Source organism: Roseiflexus sp. RS-1 (genome assembly GCF_000016665.1).
In the GTDB taxonomy this organism is placed as follows: Bacteria; Chloroflexota; Chloroflexia; order Chloroflexales; family Roseiflexaceae; genus Roseiflexus.
The window spans coordinates 4,969,818-4,992,500 of sequence record NC_009523.1 but is presented as its reverse complement, the minus strand read 5'-3'; the positions used below and the strand labels follow the sequence as shown (position 1 = coordinate 4,992,500).

The 22,683-nt window shown below is 61.0% G+C and carries 20 protein-coding genes; 8 read left to right on the top strand and 12 right to left on the bottom strand.

The genetic code is table 11. The annotated features are described in order from the left end of the window. Window positions 1-62 precede the first annotated feature (62 nt). The 4 genes from ROSERS_RS20535 to ROSERS_RS20520 all read left to right on the top strand — a co-directional run bounded on the left by ROSERS_RS20535 (window position 63) and on the right by ROSERS_RS20520 (window position 3,946). Entirely contained in the window at window positions 63-974 is a 912-nt protein-coding gene (locus tag ROSERS_RS20535) for an NAD(P)-dependent oxidoreductase (protein WP_011958677.1), read from the top strand. A gap of 144 nt (window positions 975-1,118) precedes the next feature. Continuing rightward, window positions 1,119-2,375: a S8 family peptidase gene (locus ROSERS_RS20530; protein WP_232282695.1), complete on the top strand. Its 1,257-nt coding sequence runs from the start codon at window positions 1,119-1,121 to the stop codon at window positions 2,373-2,375. Then, the gene (locus ROSERS_RS20525) at window positions 2,372-2,740 is read left to right on the top strand and encodes a hypothetical protein (RefSeq protein WP_011958675.1); all 369 of its coding nucleotides are present in this window, start codon (window positions 2,372-2,374) and stop codon (window positions 2,738-2,740) included. Before ROSERS_RS20530 ends, ROSERS_RS20525 begins: the two co-directional genes overlap by 4 nt. Before the next feature lie 45 nt (window positions 2,741-2,785). After that, complete coding sequence (locus ROSERS_RS20520; RefSeq protein ID WP_011958674.1) at window positions 2,786-3,946, top strand: Card1-like endonuclease domain-containing protein; 1,161 nt, start codon at window positions 2,786-2,788, stop codon at window positions 3,944-3,946. Here the strand turns inward: ROSERS_RS20520 and ROSERS_RS20515 are convergent. After that, window positions 3,943-4,656 carry a metal-dependent transcriptional regulator gene (locus ROSERS_RS20515; RefSeq protein ID WP_011958673.1) on the bottom strand — a complete coding sequence of 238 codons (714 nt, stop codon included), beginning with the start codon at window positions 4,654-4,656 and terminating at the stop codon, window positions 3,943-3,945. The genes ROSERS_RS20520 and ROSERS_RS20515 overlap by 4 nt on opposite strands. 87 nt (window positions 4,657-4,743) lie before the next feature. On the opposite strand from ROSERS_RS20515, the gene tsaD reads away from it, so the two are divergent. Together tsaD and ROSERS_RS20505 are read left to right on the top strand one after the other, a co-directional pair. Next, window positions 4,744-5,859 (top strand): tRNA (adenosine(37)-N6)-threonylcarbamoyltransferase complex transferase subunit TsaD, encoded by a 1,116-nt coding sequence (gene tsaD / locus ROSERS_RS20510; protein ID WP_011958672.1) that lies wholly within the window; start codon window positions 4,744-4,746, stop codon window positions 5,857-5,859. A 160-nt stretch (window positions 5,860-6,019) separates the two neighbouring features. Beyond that, the gene (locus ROSERS_RS20505; RefSeq protein ID WP_011958671.1) at window positions 6,020-6,757 is read left to right on the top strand and encodes a class I SAM-dependent methyltransferase; all 738 of its coding nucleotides are present in this window, start codon (window positions 6,020-6,022) and stop codon (window positions 6,755-6,757) included. Window positions 6,758-6,852: 95 nt separating this feature from the next. Here ROSERS_RS20505 and secF read toward each other — a convergent pair whose 3' ends face one another. From secF to ROSERS_RS20490, 3 genes are all read right to left on the bottom strand, one after another. Next, window positions 6,853-7,827, bottom strand: a complete 975-nt coding sequence (gene secF, locus ROSERS_RS20500) for a protein translocase subunit SecF (protein ID WP_011958670.1) — start codon at window positions 7,825-7,827, stop codon at window positions 6,853-6,855. Window positions 7,828-7,840: 13 nt separating this feature from the next. Then, a complete protein-coding gene (gene secD, locus ROSERS_RS20495) occupies window positions 7,841-9,247 on the bottom strand; it encodes a protein translocase subunit SecD (RefSeq protein ID WP_011958669.1) in 1,407 nt (468 codons plus the stop codon). Window positions 9,248-9,701: 454 nt separating this feature from the next. Then, window positions 9,702-10,463, bottom strand: coding sequence for a DsbA family protein (locus tag ROSERS_RS20490; RefSeq protein WP_011958668.1), 762 nt, complete (start codon window positions 10,461-10,463; stop codon window positions 9,702-9,704). A 185-nt stretch (window positions 10,464-10,648) separates the two neighbouring features. Between ROSERS_RS20490 and ROSERS_RS20485 the strand changes: the two genes are divergently transcribed. Beyond that, window positions 10,649-13,855, top strand: a complete 3,207-nt coding sequence (locus ROSERS_RS20485) for a DEAD/DEAH box helicase (RefSeq protein WP_011958667.1) — start codon at window positions 10,649-10,651, stop codon at window positions 13,853-13,855. 1,057 nt (window positions 13,856-14,912) lie between these two features. Then, a complete protein-coding gene (locus tag ROSERS_RS20480; RefSeq protein ID WP_232282694.1) occupies window positions 14,913-16,148 on the top strand; it encodes a M14 family metallopeptidase in 1,236 nt (411 codons plus the stop codon). Window positions 16,149-16,361: 213 nt separating this feature from the next. On the opposite strand, the gene ROSERS_RS27445 is transcribed toward ROSERS_RS20480, so the two are convergent. The 8 genes from ROSERS_RS27445 to ROSERS_RS25605 are packed head-to-tail and all read right to left on the bottom strand — an operon-like array spanning window position 16,362 to window position 22,440. After that, entirely contained in the window at window positions 16,362-16,517 is a 156-nt protein-coding gene (locus ROSERS_RS27445; RefSeq protein ID WP_157041172.1) for a hypothetical protein, read from the bottom strand. A 29-nt stretch (window positions 16,518-16,546) separates the two neighbouring features. Then, window positions 16,547-17,323: an HAD family hydrolase gene (locus ROSERS_RS20475; RefSeq protein WP_011958665.1), complete on the bottom strand. Its 777-nt coding sequence runs from the start codon at window positions 17,321-17,323 to the stop codon at window positions 16,547-16,549. Next, window positions 17,320-17,589, bottom strand: a complete 270-nt coding sequence (locus ROSERS_RS20470; RefSeq protein WP_011958664.1) for a DUF2203 family protein — start codon at window positions 17,587-17,589, stop codon at window positions 17,320-17,322. Before ROSERS_RS20470 ends, ROSERS_RS20475 begins: the two co-directional genes overlap by 4 nt. A gap of 5 nt (window positions 17,590-17,594) precedes the next feature. Continuing rightward, a complete protein-coding gene (locus ROSERS_RS20465) occupies window positions 17,595-18,695 on the bottom strand; it encodes a lipid II:glycine glycyltransferase FemX (protein ID WP_011958663.1) in 1,101 nt (366 codons plus the stop codon). Next, on the bottom strand, window positions 18,680-19,471 hold the full coding sequence (locus ROSERS_RS20460; protein ID WP_011958662.1) for a PIG-L deacetylase family protein: 792 nt from the start codon (window positions 19,469-19,471) through the stop codon (window positions 18,680-18,682). Before ROSERS_RS20460 ends, ROSERS_RS20465 begins: the two co-directional genes overlap by 16 nt. Window positions 19,472-19,477: 6 nt before the next feature. After that, window positions 19,478-20,407: a HEAT repeat domain-containing protein gene (locus ROSERS_RS20455; RefSeq protein ID WP_011958661.1), complete on the bottom strand. Its 930-nt coding sequence runs from the start codon at window positions 20,405-20,407 to the stop codon at window positions 19,478-19,480. A 12-nt stretch (window positions 20,408-20,419) separates the two neighbouring features. Next, the gene (locus tag ROSERS_RS20450) at window positions 20,420-22,285 is read right to left on the bottom strand and encodes a hypothetical protein (protein ID WP_011958660.1); all 1,866 of its coding nucleotides are present in this window, start codon (window positions 22,283-22,285) and stop codon (window positions 20,420-20,422) included. Continuing rightward, window positions 22,282-22,440 (bottom strand): hypothetical protein, encoded by a 159-nt coding sequence (locus tag ROSERS_RS25605; RefSeq protein WP_011958659.1) that lies wholly within the window; start codon window positions 22,438-22,440, stop codon window positions 22,282-22,284. Before ROSERS_RS25605 ends, ROSERS_RS20450 begins: the two co-directional genes overlap by 4 nt. Window positions 22,441-22,683: the final 243 nt, after the last annotated feature.

Sequence of the window (22,683 nt, the reverse complement as noted above, 5' to 3'; positions counted from 1 at the left end):
AGACGTGCGTGATACAATGAGCGCCAATGGTTCCGTACTGAAATGTGGGGAGAGACAGGCGTATGGATCAGCGTGAACGTGTTGGATTCATTGGTCTCGGCATCATGGGGCGCGGCATGGCGCGCAATATCTTGAAGGCAGGGTTCCCATTGCGGGTATGGAATCGCACTGCCAGCCGCATGGACGAACTGGCGGCGGAAGGGGCAGGACCCGCCAGCAGTCCCGGCGATCTGGCATTCCACAGCGACATCATTATCACCTGCGTCAGCGATACTCCCGATGTCGAACAGGTGCTTCTCGGCGAAGGCGGCGTCATTCATGGCGCACGCCCCGGTTCGCTGGTGATCGACATGAGCACGATCAGCCCGCGGGCGACACAGCGGATCGCGGCGCACCTGGCAGAACGTCACATTCATATGCTCGATGCGCCGGTGAGCGGTGGATCGGAGGGCGCGGCACGCGGGACCCTCAGCATTATGGTCGGCGGCGATGTCACCCAGTTTGAGCGGGCGCTGCCGGTTTTCCAGGCAATGGGAACAACCATCACGCACCTCGGACCGATTGGCGCCGGACAGACAACCAAACTGGTCAATCAGATTCTGGTGGTGGGGCACGCACTGGCGATGAGCGAGGCGCTGCTGTTCGCTCAGGCTGGCGGCGTTGATCTGCGCAAAGCGCTGGAAGCAGTGTCGGGCGGAGCGGCGGGCAGCTGGATGTTGAGCAACCGCGGACCGCAGATCCTGGTGCGCGACTGGCGCCCCGGCTTTACCATCGACCTTCAGCAGAAAGACCTCCGTCTGGTGTTGCAGGAAGCCGACCGCCTCGGCGTACCGTTGCCGGGAACAGCGCTGATCCACCAACTCTACCGCACATTGCAGGCGCGTGGTCTTGGTCACGAAGGGAACCATGCCCTGATCAAGGCGTTGGAAAACCTGGCAGGAATCGAAATCGGCGTATGGGACGAAGGGGGGTAGCAAGCGCCGTCACAGGCTCACCAGCAGGCAGCGCGGTCACTCTATGCGTCGGCGCTGCGCGTCGCTCCACCCTGTGCTATACTGTGCAGTACCGGGAACATCATTCGAGACGTGGTATTACGCCGAAGCAGGCATTCGTCAGTCGTGGAAAAATTTATTGCCGTCCGCAAGCGAACACGAACCGCAGCATTTGCGCTGCACAATGTCGCAACTGCGGAAAAGCGCTCGGAGATCATGCGCGATGCGCAGACATCGCGCCGCATGATGGAGTTGATCCGTCTCGGATTAAGGCCCCACCTGCCGGGTCAGCGGAAACCGGTCGGTCATGGGTTCGAGCGGCTGGGACACGTGAGTTGTTACATCGTCAACGCGCCAACCGATCGACAGGCTGAACAGGCGCGCGAGATACTCGCAGACGACTACCTGATCGTTCCCGATGTGCCGCTCTCACTGCCGGTTGCGCGCACCGGCGCCGAAACCAGGTTTCGCCGTCCGCGCGCACCGGAGTGGCCCGACGTGAGCGGGATCCAGGAAGCGCATCGCAGAGGGATTACCGGCGAACAGGTGATTGTCGGCATACTCGATACCGGTTGTGACGCCGACCACAACGAGTTTGCCGGGAAACGGATCGAGTTCCGGTATGTGCCATTCGTGCCAACGCCCGAAAGTATGCGCGCAGTCAACGGGTTCGACACCCATGGTCACGGCACCCACGTGTGCGGCATTATCGCCGGGCGCAACGTCGGCGTCGCGCCGGGTGTCGAACTGCTGGCAGCGGCGGTGATCGAAAGCGAGACGGTCAAAACCAGTCTGGAACGGATCGTCGTCGCGCTGGACTGGATGCTGTCCCATTTCAGTCTGGCGGAAAACCAGCACAAACCGATGATCATCAGCATGTCGCTCGGTTTCCGCCCGGAATGGATCAGCGCACCGGCGTTCAAAACGGTGACCGATGGGATGCGACTGTTGCTGCGCACGCTGGTGGAGGATTTCGACGTGCTGCCGATCGTCGCCATTGGCAACGACGGTCCCGGCGTCATTCGCGCACCCGGATCGTATGCCGAAGCGCTGGGGGTCGGCGCAGTCGATTTCGATCTCAACCCCTGGCCCGGCAGCAGCAGCGGGCAGACGCCCGACGGACGCCACAAGCCGGATATTGTCGGTTTTGGCGTCAACATTCTGTCGAGCCTGGAACGAGATCTTCAACGTCGCAGTCTATACGCCAGGATGAGCGGCACGAGCATGGCAGCGCCATACGTGGCGGGCATCGCAGCGCTGATTGCTTCGGCAAATCCCGGATTGCAGGGAGCGGCGCTGCGTCAGCGATTGCTGGAAACGGCGCTGCCGTTATCGGCGCCCGCCGAACGGGTCGGCGCCGGGCTGGCGAGGTTTGTTGTATGAGTGAGCAACAGAATAACAAGAAGTCTGAGCCGGAACTGAAGAATCGACTGAAGCGCCTCGTCCGTTCGGTTGTGACCATCGAGCGCCCGGATGCCAAAGCGCTGGCGCATTGCAATCGCGCAGAGAAATATCGCCGGTTGCGGGAACATAACGGGCAGATGCGCACCCAACTCCTGAACTGGATCGACGAGCACGGTCTCAGTGAAGAAGTGCTCCAGGTGAGCGAGCCGACCGCATTCAACACGCTCTTTGTTGTCGCCACCCGACACGCCCTCGACGAACTCTCCCAGGCGCCCGGCGTTGTCCAGGTCGCCGAAGATGGCGACATCACCACCGATCTGCCACGACCGGAAGCGGCGGAGTGAGACAGACACACAATGCTGCGCTTGCCGGGTAAGGAGAGCCAGGGTATGGCATCCGTCAAAATACCCGTCGCCTTACTGATCTTGATCGGCGGCAGGCAGACGCCAAATGTGCTCAGCGCCCAGTTCCTGCGCCCCGACATTATTGCGCCGATTGCTTCACGCGAGGCGATGCGTCCAGGCGAAGCATGGGAGAAGGTCAGGCGCGTCCTTGAGCAACTCAGTCCACGGGTGCTTGACCCGCACACCGTCGATGCGTTCGATCTGAACGATATTCGCGAGCAATGCGCTGCGGCGATGGATCGCTTTCCCGATGTCCGTTGGGTGTGCAATATCACCTGCGCCACCACGATCATGAGCATTGGCGCATATGAGGTGGGACGGATGCGCAACGCCAGCGTCTGGTATTTCGACACAGCCGGAAGGCGCGTTGTGACGCTGGCCGGTCAACCGCCGGACGGCGATCCATACCGGCTTTCGGTGGAGAACTATCTCCAGATATACAATCGTGCGGCTCAACCGACGCCACCTCCACCGGTGTCGTGGGTGGCACTTGCACGACAGATGGCGCAGGCGCCTGATGACGCGATTGAATTTCGTGAGATACTACGCCGTGCGAACGCCGACGCCAGATTCACACAACCGCGCCGTCTTGCAGTGCTCTCCCTGACGCCGACAATGGTTCAGTGGTGCGAACAGGCGCAGGCTGCCGGTTTCATCTCCGCCATACACCAGCACTCGAACCATCACGAGATACTTCAGGCAGATGGCGCATTCTGGGATTTCGTCAACGGCGCATGGCTGGAGATCTACGCCTGGGATGCAGCGCAACGCGCCGGTTGCTTCGATGACTGTTGTCCTGGCATCGAAATACCTGCGCAGGGCGGGCTTTCGCCGATGAATCAGATCGATCTCGCGGCCACCCATGCCGCCTCGCTCCTGATCGCCGAATGCAAGACAGAGGCGCGACCGTTTCGCACCGAGCATCTCGATCAACTGCGCGCGATCACCAGCATGATTGGTGGCTCATTCGTGGGCGCATTGTTCATCACAGCGCGCAGCCAGCACAAAGCTGATGCACAGGCGCTCGCTGCCTTCCGTGCGCAGGCACAGGCGCGCCAGATTGTGGTGGTCACAGGCGATCAACTGAATCAGTTGCCGGATATTTTGACGCGCGAGGCGACCAGGCCGACATTTCCGCGAGGTTAAGTCACACGACCTGCCCTGTCCGCTTCCTCCCCCGCCTCAGCCTGCGTCACATCACACACGGCGATATACCCCGCCACCTCGCGTCCCAGCGCATGCTCAACATCTTCCAGCCGCACGGTCAGCGGGCCGCCGAAGGGTGCAACGGCGACGACGGTCACATCAACACCGGGGCGCAGCCCCAACTCGGCGAAATAGCGCAGCATCGCCGGGTCGTGGTCGCTCACTTCGGCAACCGTTGCCGACTGGCCGGTTTGCAGATCGCTCAGGCGGGTGGCATGTGGCGGCGGCAGCGCGCCGTCGCGCGTCGGGATCGGCGCCCCGTGCGGATCGGTCGTCGGGTAGCCAAGCACTGCATCGATCCGGTCCTCCAGGTCTTCTGACAACACATGTTCCCACTTTTCCGCCTCATCGTGCACCCGGTCCCACGGGACACCCAGCGCCTCCGCCAGGTAACGCTCGATCAGGCGGTGGTGGCGGATGACTTCCAGCGCGATCTTCTCGCCGGCTGGCGTCAGCACCGCTCCCTGGTAGGGTTCGTAGTCGATCAGGTTGAGTGAAGCGAGTTTTTTGAGCATACCGGTGACCGAAGCCGGCGAATTCCTCAAACGCTCGGCAAGCACCGTGGTGGAAACCCGCCCCTGCTCGCGCTGGATGTCAAAGATGGTTTTCAGGTAGTCCTGGACGGACTCGGTGTGCTCTGAAAGTGGCATGGTTCAGATAATTTAGGTAGACCTAAAACCATTGACATTATACCCGCCCGGCAACGAGCGCGTCAAGGAAATGGTACAATACGCGCTATGAACAGGCAAGTCACCATTCTGGCAATCGAGACGTCCTGCGACGAGACGGCAGCGGCGGTTATTCGCGGCGGGCGCACGATCATCTCCAATGTCGTGGCATCGCAGATCGATGAGCATCGGCGCTACGGCGGCATCGTCCCTGAAGTCGCGTCACGCCAGCACATCCTGACGATTGATGCTGTGCTGCACGAAGCGTTACGCCCGCTGCCCAGCGGATGGAACGACATCCATGCGGTCGCGGCGACGTATGGACCGGGGCTGGCAGGCGCGCTGATGACCGGGCTGAATGTCGCCAAGGCAATCGCCTGGATCCGCGAATTACCGTTTGTCGGAGTCAACCATATCGAGGCGCACATCTACGCAAACTGGTTGTTGACCGATGCACAACCAGAAGCGCCAGCGCCGCAATTCCCCGTCGTTGCGCTGGTGGTCAGCGGCGGGCATACGCTGCTGGCGCTGCTCGAAGGGCACGGACGCTACCGGTTGCTCGGACAGACGCGCGATGATGCTGCTGGCGAGGCGTTCGACAAAGTTGCGCGTTTGCTGGGGCTTGGCTTTCCTGGCGGACCTGCCATTCAGCGTGCGGCGGAAGGCGCACCGGGCGGGGTGGTGCTGCCGCGCGCCTGGTTGCGCGACAGTTACGATTTTTCGTTCAGTGGGCTGAAGACGGCGGTCCTCCATCAGATCCGCGACTATCAGGCGCGTGAAGCAGCGTTGCAACCCGGCACGGGGAAGAGCGCTGGCAAACGCGGCGTCGGCGCCCCCAGCACGCCGCCTGAAGCGACCGCTACGCCCCACCTGCCGCCAACAGTCGTGGCGCGTCTTGCCCGCGCCTTCCAGGAGTCCGTCGTCGATGTGCTGGTCACGAAGACGGTCGAAGCAGCGCGCGCATTCGGCGCTGCCGAGATTCTGCTGGCCGGGGGCGTGGCGGCAAATCTTCGCCTGCGCGAGGAACTCAACCGGCGCGCCCCGGTTCCTGTGCGCGTCCCACCGGTCGCCCTGTGTACCGATAATGCTGCGATGATCGGCGCTGCCGCCTTCTATCGCTTCGATGCCGGCATTCAGCACGGATGGGACCTGGATGTCCAGCCGAACCTTGCCCTGGATGGGTAGATACCTCGCGCCATCTCTCCCCGACTGACAGTCGTCATCAGAGGAACTGCTTCCCATACTGCCAGGGATGCTTTCCCCTTATGCAATGTATATCTTTGGGTGTACATTGCCTGGCGAAAGATCCAGATCGCGTTGCCAGCCCGTTTCAAAAGAGCAATATATGAGCCTGCAAACGAACAAGCGTCAATGGGAAGATCTCGGTCAGGTTGATCCGTTCTGGGGCATGACCGGCACAAACCGGTTCGGCGGATGGGATGTTGAAGCCTTTCTCCAGACAGGAGAGGAGCAGGTTGCTCAGGTCATGCAGCAGATTGAGCACTGGGATCGACCATCGCACTGGTCAACGGTGCTCGATTTCGGCTGCGGCGTCGGTCGGCTCGCCGCAGCGTTCCGCAGGCGATTCGAACACTATGTCGGTCTGGACATCTCGGAAAGCCTGATTGTCAAAGCCCGCCAGATTCACGCGACGCTCACATGCGCCGATTTTATCGTCAGCGCCAGTGATACGCTTCCCATCGCATCAAACAGTTGCGATATGGTCTATTGCTGGGGCGTGCTCCAGCATGTCCGGAATCGCGCACGAGCGCTACGCTACATCGCCGAATTTGTTCGGGTAATGAAGCCAGATGGTCTCCTGATCTTCAGCACGCTGGACACGATCAAGCCGTTGTACCGTTTGCAGCCACGTCGTCGAGCCTACGCACTGCTGCGCACTGTTGGCGTCCCGCCCGCAATCCTGTACCATCGCCTCAAGCTCTATCCTCACGAAGTGCATGCCCTGCCTGAAACATACGTTCTTGAGCGTATGCAGGACTCTGGAGCGCGCATTCTGCACGTCCAGAAGGACTCACCGCCATCCGCCCCCCACCAGTGGCAGACATACTATGTAACAAAGTAGCGCGCAACCAGCATTGCGCAGATAATAACGCCCTCCCGCAGCATCGTTCGCCGCGAGAGGGCAGAGATCAACCGGAATGCGAAGCGGCACAGCAGCTACGCCGCTGGCGCTTCCGCGCCTGGCGGAGCGCTCCGGCGGAACCAGCGGCTCCACTCGCGGTTCTCCCACACCACAAGCAACTGCGCCGCGTTGAAGATCGACGAGTAGGTGCCACTGACCAGCCCGATCAGCAGGATCAGCACCAGATTGCGGATCGACTCGCCACCAAAGAGGATCAGCGCCATCAGTGTAAAGAATGTCGTCAACTGCGTATTGACCGAACGCGGCAGTGTTTGAACAATACTGTGATTGACAATATCGTCGAAGGTTTCGGTTGGGCGGCGATTTACCAGATTCTCGCGGATGCGGTCAAACACCACGATCGTGTCGTGCACCGAGAAACTGATCACCGTCAGGAGCGCCGTCAGAAACAGCGCATCCACCTCCATGCCGATCACCACCCCCAGGATCGACGCAACACCCAGCACCAGCAGCACATCGTGGATCATCGCCAGGATGGCGCAGATGCCATAACGCACCGGATGCGGCGCGCGGCGGAAAGCCAGCGTCAGATAGACCAGAATCGCCACACACGCTGCGATCACCGCAATCACTGCACTGCGGGTCGATTCGGCGCTCACCGTAGCACCGACAGATTGCAGCGCCTGCTGATTGACCGTCCCATACTCTGCGCTGAGCGCACTGAGCACGCGCTGCCGCTGCGTTTCCGGATCGGTTTCGCTCAGCGAACGGGTGCGCACCACAGCGCTGGCGACCGTACGCCCATCAACCTGCGACTCGGTCAACTGCACCAGGGCGCCCTCGAACCCTTGCGCTGCAAAGATGGCGCGAATCCGCTCAGTATCGAGTTGACCCGGCGCGCGTTCGACGAACTGGATATCCCATAACGCGCCTCCACTGAAATCGATGCCCAGGCGCAACCCGAAGATCGCCAGCGACACCAATCCAGGAATAATAATCACCAGCGAGAGCGCAAACCACCAGTAGCGGAGTTTGACGAGTTTATCCATACGTTTCTCTTGATTATGCCGCCTCGCGCGCGTGACGCATCCCCGGCGCATCCCTCAGTTCGTACAGCCAGGGGTTCTGCGCAAACGGCAATGGGTTGATCACATGCAGGAATGTGCGCGTAACGACCATCGCTGTAAACAGGCTCAGCAAAATGCCAAGCCCAAGCGTCAGCGCGAACCCCTTGATCAGGCTCACGCCAAAGGTATTGCCGAACATGAACAGGATGGTGCAGGTGATCAACGTTGCCACGCTCGAGTCGCGGATGGCGGGCCATGCTTCCACGAAAGCAGCGTCAATCGACGCATTCAGCGATCTGCCGTGCCGCAACTCTTCTTTCAGTCGCGCAAAAATGAGCACATTCGCATCAACCGCCACCCCGATCGACAGAATGAAACCGGCAATACCTGGTAGCGTCAGCGTCACCGGGATCAACTGATACAGCGCAAAACTGATCACCGTATAGAGCAGAAGCGCCACAGTCGCCAGAAAACCGGGCAGGCGATAGAACAGGATCATGAACAACGCCACTGTGAGCAACCCGACCAGACCCGCCACAATGCTGGCATCGACCGACCCCTGCCCAAGCGACGCCGAGACCGTCCGGCTCGATTCGACCTGCAACGGAACTGGCAGTGCGCCATACTTGAGCTGGGTGTAGATCTGCTCTGCGTCCTGGCGCGTGCTGGTCGTAATTTCGCCGCGCCCGCCGATCAGCGCCGCCTGAACAACCGGACAACTGAAGACCTGATTGTCGAGCACGATACACATCGGGCGCTGAATGTTGGCGGCGGTGAACTGCTCCAGACGACGCGCCGATTCTCCGGTAAAGGCGAACGGCACAGCAAACTGGTTCGTCAGACTCTGACCGGCGATCTGCGGCGGTTGCACCGCGTTCAGATCCAGATCTTTGCCGTCGGTAATGCTCTCGTAGATCGGACCCTCCGGCACGGTCGGCGTTATCTCCTCTGTGCCGGTCACCGTGGCGGTAGGACGCAGCGCAACCGGATTGGGGCTGCCGGTTGTGCGCACAATCGTGCCTGGCGCCAGAAACTCGCCTTTGGTGTCGATGAACTCCAGTTTACCGGTGCCGCGCAGGGTTTCAATCGCCTGTTCGGGGTTATCAATACCGGGTATCTCGACGATGATCCGGTCATTCCCCGACAGCTGAACCACCGACTCGGCAACCCCTAAACCGTTGATACGGCGCTCGATGACACCAGCTGCTGTTTGCATCACGCTGCGTTCAACCGGCTCTGCAGCGCGCAGCAGCACCTGGATGCCGCCACGCAAGTCCAGCCCCAGGCGAACGCTGACGTCGCGGTTGAACAACCAGCGCCCTTCCGGGGCGAAGACGATTGACAGCGCAATGCCAGCAATCAGCAGAATGAAGATCAACGAGTAAATATCTCGACTACGCACGACGCCATCTCTCTTTATTCGTGCAACGATAATCTATGATGATGCAGGACGAATATCCGCATCGACGCAGCAGGCGCGTCAGACTGTGGCATTATAGCCATGCGGCAAAGGGCTGTCAATGAGTGCCTGCTCGAACAACCCGGCGGCGCACAGGGCAATCACGCTGCAGGTGACACGGAGAAAGGTACGAGCATGCTCAGGCTTCCAAATTCAGCCAGCGCTGGCTGCACACGACCACCCGGCGCCGTGTGCAATCTCCCCGGCTTTCTCTCCCTCTCAAGGGTAGATTTCTCAGGAGAGATGAGAGATTCTCTGCATTCTCGCGTGCCTTTGCCTCTCATCCCCCCAACCCCCTTCTCCCCTTGTGGGAGAAGGGGGAGTTTGGGCATCCTGATGCCTGAAACAGGAGATGACGCACAGGAGTTTTCCAAAAAAACCCACCCCTGCAATGACCCTACTGCCCCGCAAGCGCTCGATCCACCGCCTGGCGCATACGCACGTAGATCTCCTCCACACTGCTCGCACCGGTCGTATCGACCAGTTGCCCATTCACGGCAAACGACGGAGTGCCAGGGATGCGCAGCGCATCGCCGGATGCCTTCGCCTGATTGATCGCATCACGGAAGCGGTTGCTGGTGTAGCAACGCTCGAAGGCAGCAGTATCGAGACCGATCTGCCGCGCATAGGCGACGAACTGCGCCTGCGGATTGGGTTGACCGCTCCACTGACGCTGGTTGGTGAAGAGATAGTCGTGCATCGCCCAGTAGTTATCCGCCCCCTGTTCACCTGCACAACGCGCGGCGATTGCAGCCGGCACGCCGTTGATATGCCCGTTCAAGGGGTACTCGTGGTAGACAAACCGGACCTTGCCGGTCGCAACGTACTCCTGCTCAAACTGCGCCGCCAGTATCGTCGCGTAGTAGGCGCATCCAGGACACTGATAATCCGAAAACTCGGTGACGGTTACCGGCGCATCGGCATTCCCTTTGAAGAAGAAACCATCGGCGCCGACCCCTGTCGCAACTCCGGTTGCCGGTCGCGCGGGGTCGCGCCCCGGTGTGGCAGTAGCGGCGGACTGCCGGTTTTGCAGCGCAATCGTTGCGGCAACTGCAATGACCAGCAGCACAGCAGCGCCCATCACCAGATAGAGTGCGCGGGAAGCGCCGCCGCTCTTCTTTGTCTGAACCGCTCGACCGCGCTGCGAACGTGTACTCATAGCGTGCTCCTGTCAGGCGACTGTCTGGTTCAACTATTCCCCCATTATACCAAAAGCGCATGGTATAATCCTCACAATGCACCCGTCTTCACAGAAATCCTGCGCTCCCGGCAACAGGCGCCTCAGGAACACGACGAACCGGGCGCCGGTGCGGAATAGCATGTATCGATACTAGATATGCACATATGTGGAATATTCTCTCGGCTGACATATTGGACATCGATCACATTCTGCTATCGACCTCACAAACGGTTGTTCAACAGGGTCGGCGTTATTACGAACGAGGGCAGGTGGAAGTCGAGCGCGTCGATACCGATAGCGCGCTGATCAATGTCTTCGAATCGCCGGGAGTGGCGCATCAGGTCGTTCTTCGTCTGCACAACCGCCAGATCTTCGTCAGTTGCACCTGCCCGCAGCGGCATTACTGGACGTTCTGCCGTCATCGCGTCGCTGCGATTCTGGCGCTCCGTGATTACCTGATAGCCCATCCCCCCAGCATCTGGCGCGCCGTGATCGGCGAGGCGGTCAGAGCGCAACCCCAACGCAAGCCGACTGCGCAGCCAGCATGCATCGTCTTCAGTCTGCAATACGCTTCGACCGCCTGGACAATCGTTCCATATGCGATCCCGCTGCGGCGCCTGCCACCGGAAGCCCTGGGTGATCAGGAAGAACTCGCCGCTGCCATTGCTGCGCTGAACCTGTCGCACGAGGCGCGCCTGATCCGCTCACGCATCTCCCGGCAGACGTATCCCCACGCATCCTTCGAGACGATTATCGCCGTCAATATGGCGCTCGCCACTGCTGAAGGGTTCCTGTACCACTATACCAGCGATGATGAGTCAGGTGCAGTGTACGATCCGCTGTTACTGCTCCTTGCGGGGCAACTGGCGTACCTTGGCGATGAGGGCGATCCGTTGCAACATCGCATCCGCATCATGACCGATCCGGCGTCGGTCGAACTCCGGATCGAGCAGAACGACCGGGATGCGATCCGTATGCGACTGCACCTGAACGTCGCCGGTGAATCGATCCCGCTCGATCCGCGCACAACCTATGTATTCAGCAACAGTCCGCTCTGGCTGATAGTGGATGACCGATTGATCCCGGTGAGCGACCCTCACGGCGTCGCCGCTCTGCTTATCAATCACCCCGACCTGACGATCCCTGCGCATGAGCAGGACGAGTTCTTCGATCAGTATCTGCTGCCGCTGGCTGAGCGGATGACGCTCTGTGGCGATCTGTTGCGCTGGGAAGAGATCGATGTCTCGCCAACCCCGCGCCTGTATCTGAGCGAAACGAACGGCGCGCTTCTGGCAGACCTGCGCTTTGCCTACGGCGAGTTCGAAGTACCGGCTGAAGTGAACCCGCCGCCGTATGTCGTTCGCCGGCAGGCAAACACGTTCACCCTGATACGCATCCGGCGCCGCCCTGAAGAAGAAGCCGCATTGCTGCGCGACATCGGCAGTCCGACATATGGTTTGAAGAAAGGCGCAGAGATCGGTCGGTTCGAACTGCGCAAGGCGGTGCATCCGCTCGATTTTCTGATCCATCGCATTCCGATGCTCACCCGGCAGGGTGTAGAGGTCTTTGGCGAGGATCAGATCAAAGCGGCGCGGGTCAACCGCAACCAACCGCAGATCTCGTTCCGTGTTAGTTCCGGCATCGACTGGTTCGACCTGGAAGCGGTGGTTCGCTTTGGCGATCTCGAAGCGTCGCTCAAAGAGGTGCGCCGCGCCATTCGCCGCCGCCAGAACTATGTGCGCCTGGCGGATGGCGCGATCGGCGTCATTCCCGATGAGTGGATCGAACGCTACCGTCACCTGTTTGAACTGGGGGAAGATACCGAAACGGGTGTCCGCCTGACCAGAGGGCACCTGACATTGCTCGACCAACTCCTCGCCGAATCCGACCATGTCCAGACCGATGAGGAGTTTGAGCGCCAGCGGGAGCGCCTGCGATCCTTTGAGCGCATCCAGGATCAACCGCTGCCGCGCGGATTCCGCGGCGAACTGCGTCATTACCAGCGCGCAGCGTACAACTGGCTCCACTTCCTCAACGAATACGGCTTTGGCGGATGCCTGGCGGACGACATGGGCACCGGCAAGACGGTCTGCACCCTGGCGTTCCTGCAATCGCTCGAAGAGCGCGATCCCGACGGTCCTGCCAGTCTGATCGTTATGCCGCGCTCGCTGCTGTTCAACTGGGAACGTGAAGCTGCGACCTTCACGCCCGATCTGCGCGTTGCCGTCCATCACAGCGCCGTGCGGTCCCTCAACCCGGCGCAGTTCGACAGGTACGACCTGGTGTTGACGACCTACGGCACGATGCTGCGCGACATCGAACTGCTGCGTCGTTATCGCTTTCGCTACGTCATCCTCGACGAATCGCAGGCGATCAAGAATCCGCTGGCGGAAACTGCAAAAGCGGCGCGCCTGCTGAACGCCCAACGCCGCCTGGCGCTCACCGGCACCCCGGTCGAAAACTCGACGCTCGAACTCTGGAGCCAGTTCGCCTTTCTCAATCCCGGACTGCTCGGCAACCTGGATTATTTTCGTGAAACGTTCGTGACTCCCATCGAAAAGAAGCAGAGCGCCGATGCCGCCCAGTTCCTGCGCAAACTGGTCTACCCGTTTATTCTGCGCCGCACGAAAGACCAGGTGGCGCCGGAATTGCCGCCGCGCAGCGAACGGGTGATCGAAGTCGAGATGGAACCGGCGCAGCGCCGCCTGTACATCAAACAGCGCGACTACTATCGCGCACTGCTGCTGGGGCTGATCGATAACGCCGGGATCGACAACGCTCGCATGCAGGTGCTCGAAGGATTGCTGCGCCTGCGCCAGATCTGCAACCATCCCCGCCTCATCGAGCCAGATTTTCGCGGATCGTCGGGCAAGTTCGAACTGCTCATCGAAACGCTCGAAACGCTGGCTGCCGAAGGGCGCAAGGCGCTGGTCTTCTCCCAGTTCGTTCAGATGCTCACCCTCATCCGCGAGGCGCTCGACGCACGCCGCATTCCGTATGCCTATCTCGACGGGCAGACCCGCCAGCGTCAGCAGGAGGTCGACCGCTTCCAGAGCGATGAAACCCTCCCTTTCTTTCTGATCAGCCTGAAAGCTGGCGGCGTCGGGCTGAATCTGACCGCTGCCGATTATGTCATCCACGTCGATCCCTGGTGGAACCCGGCAGTCGAGATGCAGGCAACCGACCGCACCCACCGCATCGGTCAGGAAAAACCGGTCTTTGTCTATAAACTCGTGACCCGCGACTCGGTTGAAGAGAAGATTCTGCATCTCCAGAATCGCAAACGTGAACTTGTTGAACAACTCATCACTGCGGACGCCAGCATGCTCAAAGCGCTCACACGCGAAGATGTCGAGGCGCTGTTTGGGTGAGGTGAGAAGAGTGGGAAGGTTGAAAGTCGCAGGTGGGAGAGACACGTGGACCGCGCACCCACGGGCGCGTCCGCGGTATGCAGCCGTGCAACCCGACCACCCACAGGCGCGTTGGGCTTCTCAGCGTCAGCGCAACCGCAGCGCCTGATGAAATTATAGCAGTTCTCAGACACGCTGACCCTTGCCTGGCTGGAGCGTTCCATCGCCATGCATCTCTGACGGGCTGATGGAGATTGAGAATTTATTCCGCTATACCGCGCTAGCCGTGGGGCTGAAGCCCTCGGCTAACCAGGGCAAAGCCCGCCTGCGCGGGCTATACCGGAGTAATTGTTCAAAGACCATAAGCCCTATCTGAGGTCAGGCAAGCCCTGCGGGCTGGATCAACCCGGCGCCCCCCGGCAGAGGGAAGGGTGACGGATACGCCAGCCCCGCAGGGGCTTCCGTGCGCTCAGGGAGGGCTTGAGCCCGCACGAGCGGAGTCGCGCGCCTGACGACGGACGATTGCGGATGGCTTCTTTCCGACCGCCACGCAAGGCGGTCGCCGCACTGGGAGCGTGAGCGTGACTGCGTTTGTCCGAGGAGGTTTAATCTCTATGAGAACTGCTATAAACGCAGCGCATCCTCAAAAGTCTCGCGGAAAGAAACGTTACAAACGTGAAGATGCAATCGCGCATCTCTCTGTGTCTTCTGCGGCTCTGTGGTAGGATAGCAGGTGCGAAGGCGGCAAGGTGCAAAGGTGAAAGGCGGCAGGTGCACATCGCCGGATGCCTGCACCGCCACAGGCGTGAGCATGCAGCGAGGTGCAAAGGTGAAAGGCGGCAGGCGCCAGGGCGTCCAGGGTTTCAGGCGCTTCTTCCGAGCAGCGCAGCAAGATGCAAACGTGAAAGGAGGCAGGTGCGAAGGTGGCAAGTGCGAAGGTAGCAGGCGCAAAAGCGCAAATACAAAACCACCTTCAACCTTCAACCTTATAACCTTCAACCTTCAACCCCTGATCCTCCTGATCCTGTTTCTACTCCTCGCAGCGCCGCTCCATGCTGCACCCTCACGCCAATCGACCGTGCAGGACCTCACGATTGGTCTCTCCACCCAGGGGCGCCCGATCACCGCGCTGCGCATCGGCGACGGACCGATGAAACTGGTGATTGTCGGCAACACCCACGGCGCCCCAGAAGCCAACACCTACACCCTGGCTGCCATGCTCGCCGACCATTTTCGCGCCAATCCGCACGAGGTTCCATCCGCCGTGCGCCTCTATATCATCCCCACGATCAACCCCGATGGACTGGCGCTTGGCACACGCTTCAACGCACGCGGCATCGATCTCAACCGCAACATGAATACCAACCTTGACGTTTGCCCCGAAAATGACTGGCGCACCAGGGTGTTCGGCGCATACGGCATCATTTCCGACACCGGCGGACCATACCCCGACTCAGAGGTCGAAAGTCGGGTGCTGCGCAGTTTCCTGCTCGATGCCTGGGGTGCTATGTTCCTGCACTCTGCCGCTGGCAACGTTTTCCCCGCTTTCTGTGAACACGCGCCATCGATAGAACTGGCGCAGACGTATGCGACCGGCGCAGGCTATCGCTACACGCGCTTCTGGGACGCATACACCATTACCGGCGGCATGCACGATTGGGCGGCGAGTCTGGGGATTGCCGCGATCGTCCCCGAACTGGTCACCGGCGACGAACCGGAGTTCGACGAAAATCTGGCAGGCATCCGGGCAGTGCTGGCAGCCGCAGAGGAACTCCTGCCAGCCCCGGAAGACCGGCGCGAAAACGAGGTGGTTGTACCGGCGCTCCTCTGGCGTTACTGGAAGATGCATGGCGGGAACGATCTGTTCGGCGCGCCGCTGGCGCCAGCGGTTGTCGAGGGGGGCATCACGCGCCAGGTCTTCGAGCGTGCGGTACTGGAACTCCACCCCGATCAGGCGGACACGCCCTACCTGGTGCAGGTGGCGCCGCTTGGACGTACCTGGACGCCGCCGGGCGGCGCAGCGCCAACCGACGACTGCGCTCCGCCTGGATGTCGTCGTTTCGCAGAAACGCCCCACGCCATCCGTGGATCATTCGCCGCCTTCTGGGAACGCAACGGCGGATTGCAGACCTTTGGCTTCCCGATCAGCGACGAGTTTGCCGCCGCCGGTGAACGACGGCGTATGCGTCAGGTTTTCGAACGCGCAGTATTCACCCAAAACGACGACGGCAGCATCGCGCTCGAACCGCTGGGCTGGGCATTCCTGGTGCGCGAACGGTCACTTGCGCCGACGGCGGCGCATCAGGTGAGATGAGTTCACGAGAATAATCTGAATTCATCAACCACAAATGTGCGCAGCCATTCTTTCCAATGGGAAACCAGCCCGGCGTTGACTGGCGAGCACGTCCTGGCGCCGATCCTGCGCCCTGGTCATATCGTGATCATAGACAACCTGAGCGCTCATCACAGCAAGCGGGTGGAGCAACCGATCACGGGCCTGCGTCTGCACGCTCCGTTTTCTGCCAGGCTATTCGCCGGCCTTCCCGCCGATTGAACCGGCTTTCGCCAGGTTGAAGCGTGGCTGGCGCAAAGCCGGAGCGCGCAGCGTCGAGGAACTGGACGAGGTTGTGAGCGTCTCGTTGTCCAGCATCACCATCGCTGACGCCCGCAGCTTTTTTGTCAACTGTGGCTTCCGGTGCGTCTGGCATCGAATCAACCTTTACGAGAAACGCTCGAGCGCGGCGGAAGTTGACCAGAGGCTTCGAGTAGCGGCACGATTTCGCCGGGGTTTTCGATAATGGCATCAGGATGAATGTCTGGCGGGAGCGGAAATTCGGGACTGCGCACCCAGAAGGCGCGCATACCTGCCTGTTGTGCGCCGCGAATGTCTTCTTTGGGGCTATCGCCGACGAAGATGGCTTCTGCCGGACTGACGCCGAAATGTTCGAGGACATGGAGGAAAATCTGGGGGCGGGGCTTCCAGATGCCCAGGTCGCCCGAAAAAACGGCGTACTCGATGGATGACCACAGCCCCAGCGCCATCAGGTCTTCGCGGTGCAGGTCGCCGGGCCAGATGGTGTTGGAGATCAGACCGGTATGAATGCCGCGCGCGCGCAACTCCGCCAGCGCCATTGCCGCCCCGGGCATAGCGGAGACGCCATCGCGTAAGGGGCGGGCATAGTGGTGGACTGCCTCGATCAGTGTGCTCTCCGGAAGATCCAGGTCGTGATCGGCCGCTCCGGCCGCAATCCAGTCAACCGCGCGCAGGTTGATATGTCCGCCGGTCGCCTGTTCCCATCCCTGCGCCAGGCGCTCGAACATACGCGCCACGAACGCTTCTTCTCCGTCGGCGATTGGATGTCCCTGCGCTACCAGGTAGCGGTACAGTCCGCGAATGCCGCGTTCCTCGAACTCGCGCCAGGCGCCGTTTCCAGGGCGCGGGTATTGCAGCAGTGTTCCACCCATATCGAAAATGACTGCCCGTATCATTGCTTCCTCCCCGCCGCTTCGATGATCTGACGTAACCAGTCCTGCCATACGCGCCGGTTTTCGATGACGATCTGCCGTACCCGTTCCAGGTCGCCATCCATCGCCGCCTGGTGCGAGCGTGCCAGCGATTCCTGGAACGCACGCGCCATATCGGCGACGGCGCGACGCATCTCAGCGTTCAGGGCGCGCTGTCGTTCCAGTTCGGATTGCAGGTAGGCAATCAGGCGGCGCGCCTCATCGAGTGTCAGGTTCTCGTCCGGTTCCATCGTCCTTACCCTATGGCATGCCGTCGCCAGAGTGCGTACAGCAGCGGCATGCCCACCTGATCGTATGCTGGCAGATAGCGGGTTGTGATGCCGCCAAATCCCTTTTTGAAGCGATAGACGCCGTACAATGGGTCGTGCTGCGCTGCTGCGTCGAGGCGCGCGCGCGCGGCTGGATCGGCAGTTCCAGCAGCCTGCCCGATAGCGTCGGGGATGCCCCAGAAGTCGTACCGTGCGGCGCCGCGCGCGCGCGCCCACTGGATCGCGCGCCACTGAATGGCATGCTGGGCGCCGCATTGTAACCCGTCGGTCGTTGAACCGCTGTACAGGTAGATCGCCATCGCGCCCCATACCGCCGTCATCGCAGTCGCCACCGGTGCACCGCGATATTCCGCCAGCCATAAACGCACTGCATCGCCAAAGAGTTCCAGGACAGCCGCATAGTAGGCGGGCGAGTGAATGGCAAACCCGGCGCGTGCGCTCGTTGCCTGCATGATGGCATAGAACGCATCGAGATCGGCGGGTGTGCCGCCTTCGCGCACCTCGACCCCTTCGCGCAGTGCGCGTTTGATGTCAGCGCGATGCCCTTTGCTCATTCCCGCCAGGAGACGTTCAGGTTCCGGCGTCAGGTCGAGATGGATGGTGCTGCGCGGTTGAATGGGAGGCGTCGGTTGCAGCGCGCGGTCTAGCAGGAAGGAATGCAGTGTAGCGGCGCGCGGGTCGTCTTCTGTGATGTTTGGCTCGATGCGCACGAAGACCGCGCGGCGACGCCGTCCCAACCGGATCATATCGTCGAGCAGCAGCGCATCGATGGACGGGTCGCCGCTGAAGAGCGGACCGCGCGGGACGTACAATGCGCTCAACGCGAGTCGCTGTTTTTCCAGCGCCAGCGCGCCAGCCTGAATAGTTTCGCCAGCAACGACTGCGCGCAGGTGCGGTTTCCAGCCAAACCGTCCCTTGAGCGCTCCCCACCGCGACGATTGCAGCAGATGACCGTCGGGATGCGCCGCCACGAAAGCATCCCAGGCTGCCGGATCAGGAGTGACAACCGTCATCGCAACGGTTAGGGATACGCGTTCTGGATGTCGCTCGATCACGCAATCCGCCATATGCGTTCAGCATACCCATCGCGTTCCTGCGCCAGCATCGCGTGGTATGCAGCGATTGCCGCTTCCATTGCCACAGTTCCTCCGAACAGCGCCTCCATCTGGCTGCGATAGGCGGCGATTGCCGCAATTTTCTTCTGGAATGAGGATGCACCAAACGCCAGATATTCGGCGACAAGGGTCGGTCCGATCTCCGCCAACCGCTGTTCAACAGCCCCAGGCAACAGGGCATAGTTGATATCTTCGTAGAACGCAAGGCGATCAGGCGGAAAGGCGACCGCGCTCTCGAAGACCGCCAGGTGGTCGACGTGATGACCGACGCCAAGTGGCACGTAGATCGTCGCCTGCGGTGCGTGCGCGATCAGCAGGGCAAGCAGGTCGCGCACCTGCGGCAGCAACGGGTCGTCGGACAGCGGATGGCGATAGAGGGTGGCGCGACTGTGGTACGCCTCGGGCATGCGGTAGATAGCGTCGAGCCAGTCGGCATAGACATAATCGACGCCGAGGATGGTCATTGCTTCAGCATCCTCCGCCCGCCGAACGCGCAGCACCTCATCAGGCGCCAGCCCCCACTCAGCGTGAAACTCGACCGCTACCGCATTGAAGTTTGTTTCAGAGGGGGGCGCTGTGCACAGCGTGATGACCAGCGCCCGGTCTGGCGACGCAGCAATCGTTCCGCCGCACGAGAGCGCCGCATCATCGAGGTGCGGCGAGAGATACACCCGCGTATAGCGTGCCAGATCGACGCGGTTCACAAGATCGGTTGGACGGGTGTTCATCTGGTTCTAGTTGTTCCGCCATTCGCTCTCGAAGAAGCCCTCTTCGAGCGTCAATTCGTCGAGCGCCTCGGCGGCTGCCTGACTGCGCGCTTCGTCTTCGCTGCCGCTGATATGTTGCAGGGTGCGCCGCGCCGTTTCGCCGCCGATCTGGCCGAGCGCCCAGATCGCTGCCAGCGCCACTTCAGTATCCGCATCGCTGCACAGGCGCACAACGCGCGCCACCAGCGAGCGCGCGATATCCGCCATTTCGCCGGCTGCGCGCGCCGCTTCGTAGCGAAGCGCCGGGGACGGACTCTCAAGTTCACGGCTGACGATGGGCAGCCAGCGCGGCAACATCGAGCGCCCCATGGCAACCAGCGCACTTTCGCGCATCAACTGATCACTACTGGCATATGCCAGTTCGATCTGTCGCTGCACATCGTTGCTGGCGGCAAAATAGCCAGCGCTCTCGATAGCGCGACGGCGCACTTCCGTCGGTTGCGACGCATCGTGAATGAGCGTCAGCAACGCATCGTGCACCTGTCGCCCGTATTCCTCATCGAGTTCATCGATCTCCGCCATATAGGCGAAGCGACCGAGCGCCATAGCAGCGGCGGCGCGCACCTGATCGGCGGGATCGCACAGGAGCGCCAGCAACCGCCGCATGACCGGCACGTCCGTACACTCCCACAATCCTTCCACGGCGCTGGCGCGAACCTCCGGGTCGGCATCATCAAGCAGCCACCGAAACATCATCGTGAAATCGAGGTCGATATTGTCTTCGGCGAGTTCGACCATCGCATGTGCGATTTCGGTGCGCCGCCTGACGGGGATGCGCTGCCATGTTTCCCACAGCGCATCGTAGGCGTCAGGACCAAGCCCGGAGAGCGGGCGCAATTCACGCATCGAAAGATGCTCGCGCGACGCAAGGGCGCGCAGGTGAGCAGCAAGATCCATCGTTATCGTCTCTCACTCCTCGTCGTCGAAATCTTCTTCGTCCGTCTTGTCGTCCTCGTCTTCCTTCGCCAGCGACGGCGGCGGCGTGTAGCGCCACCATCCCGGACGACCCTCATCGGGAGTGAAGTTGTCGCCGTCGGTCAGGAGGTGGGTCAGATACTCGCGCGACACCGGGCGCAAGACATTCATTGCGACGAACAGGGCATCGAAGGGCGCTGCATACTGTGGCTCGGTGCGCGTGCCGACCGGCGTGCCGATCACCTCGAAGACATGTTCGAGCATCAGGTCGGCTTTGCGTCGTTCATTCATCGGGAAGGCTTTGAGATTGCGCAGACGCCCGTACTGCTGCTGGTTCACCAGCATATCGGTATCGACGACGCAGGCGAACGAGATATTGGCGAAGGTGAATTTCGGCGTCTTCTTGGTTTCGTCGAGCACCAGCAGGCGATCCTGCGTTTCCGCCTGTTCTTCGTAGGTAATGGCGAACGTGCGTGGATCATCGGTGCGCATCAGCGTGATCAGCGCGCCGGGAACCAGGTAATCGTGGAACAGTGTCTCAAGCCCCTGCAACCACCCGCCGCGGTTCCCTGTCGGATAGCGCAGTTCGACCAGCGCACTCACATAGTGCTGCGGCAGCTCGAAGCGCAACACGGCGCTGCGTTGATCGGCGAGCAGCGGTTGCGGCAGAAGCGCCGACAGCGCGCGGGTCAGCGGCAGGATGCCGTACTCCCACTCAAAGAATGTCAAGACGTGGTTGACCTGCCCGGTCTTGCGGATCGCCTCGACGCTCTGTTCCGCCAGGCTATCGTCGAACCCTTCTTCGATATACCCGGCGAGTTGCCCCATCTCGCTCGCCTTGACGCGCCTGGTGCCGATAGCCGGCAGGTTCCGCACCGACCAGAGGCGCGCGCCTTCCACACCGACGAACTCGAAATCCTTTTCGCGGCTCAACCGATAGTTGAGCGCGAAGCGGAAGATTTCGTAATCGCTCTGGCGCGGATTGTGGTAGAAGATGTCGGCAATGATCTGCGTATCGAGGAGCGGCTCACCCACCTCCTTGATATAGTCGCTGATCCGCCGCAGGTCATTTTTGCCGAAACTCACCAGCGCCGCTTCGGGGAAGGCCTGATTGCCGAACAGCACCAGTCGGCGGAGCGGATCATTCTCGATTGCTGCGCGCAATTGCGACATAAGCGTCTGACCGTGTTGTGCCATCAACTCTTCGACCGGACGGCGCAGATCGATCTGCAGACCATTGGGCAGGACGATCACCGTATTGACCTGGGCAGGCCCGGTTGGCGGAACAACCGGCGGAGCGGTGACCTGCTCTTCCCCGGCGACGGGCCCCGATGCGACCGGTTCTTCCACCGGCGGCGTCTCATCGACGGCGGTCGCCGGAGTTTCGACGGGCGCCTCGACGGTCACCGGGATCAACCCGGCCTGTTGCTGCCAGTACTCAGAGATGAACACCGGCTCGACCGTCGTCAGCGCAGGGCGCGTCGTCGTCACCACGACGCTGATATCGTCCACAGGAAGCGGATTCTCAGGCTCGTGCAGACGTTGCTTGAACGTATGAACGGTATCGACCTGCGGTGGAACGTATCGTCCGCGCCGTGACGTTATGAAAATGACATCGCCGTTGTTTTCCTGGCGCGTGAACACCTGACTGTTCACGCGCAGCGCCTCGTCGATCAGGCGTGCTGCTTCCTCAGGGTCGATCTGCCGCTGTCGGGCATAAAAATCCGCCAGGTTGCGCAACGTCTGATGAATAGGCGTATCGAGCGCGAACAGCCGCCCCTGCGCCGTCATCAGGTGAAAGATCTCTTCTGCCAGCGATCGCTGCTCTTCGTTGCCGGTAAACGTCGGACGCTCGATCATGCCTGTTGTTCTCCTGCGAGCACCAGCTCGCGCAGAATCTCAAGATAACGTTCCGTCAGGCTTTGCAGGTCTTGCGGTTGCCCGGTGGCGCGCACCTGCTGCGCCAGTTTGTCCATCGCGGTTTCCCCGTAGATGATGTTCTTTCCATCCATCATGCCGTCGATCCTGACTGTTTGAGATCGAAACACGCAATGCGCAGCCCGACGTAAGCGCCGATGCTGCGCTGAATGAGCATTATACCACAATCATGCGCGGTGCATCGCGCGCAAGAGAAGGGTGAAAAGATGGTTTGGCACGGTTTGACTTTTACGGTTGTTTGTGCGACAATGACCGCGTCCGGTACACGAACAGATCGTCACTCGCCACTGGTCGTGCGCTCGTTAGAAGAACAAACGCAA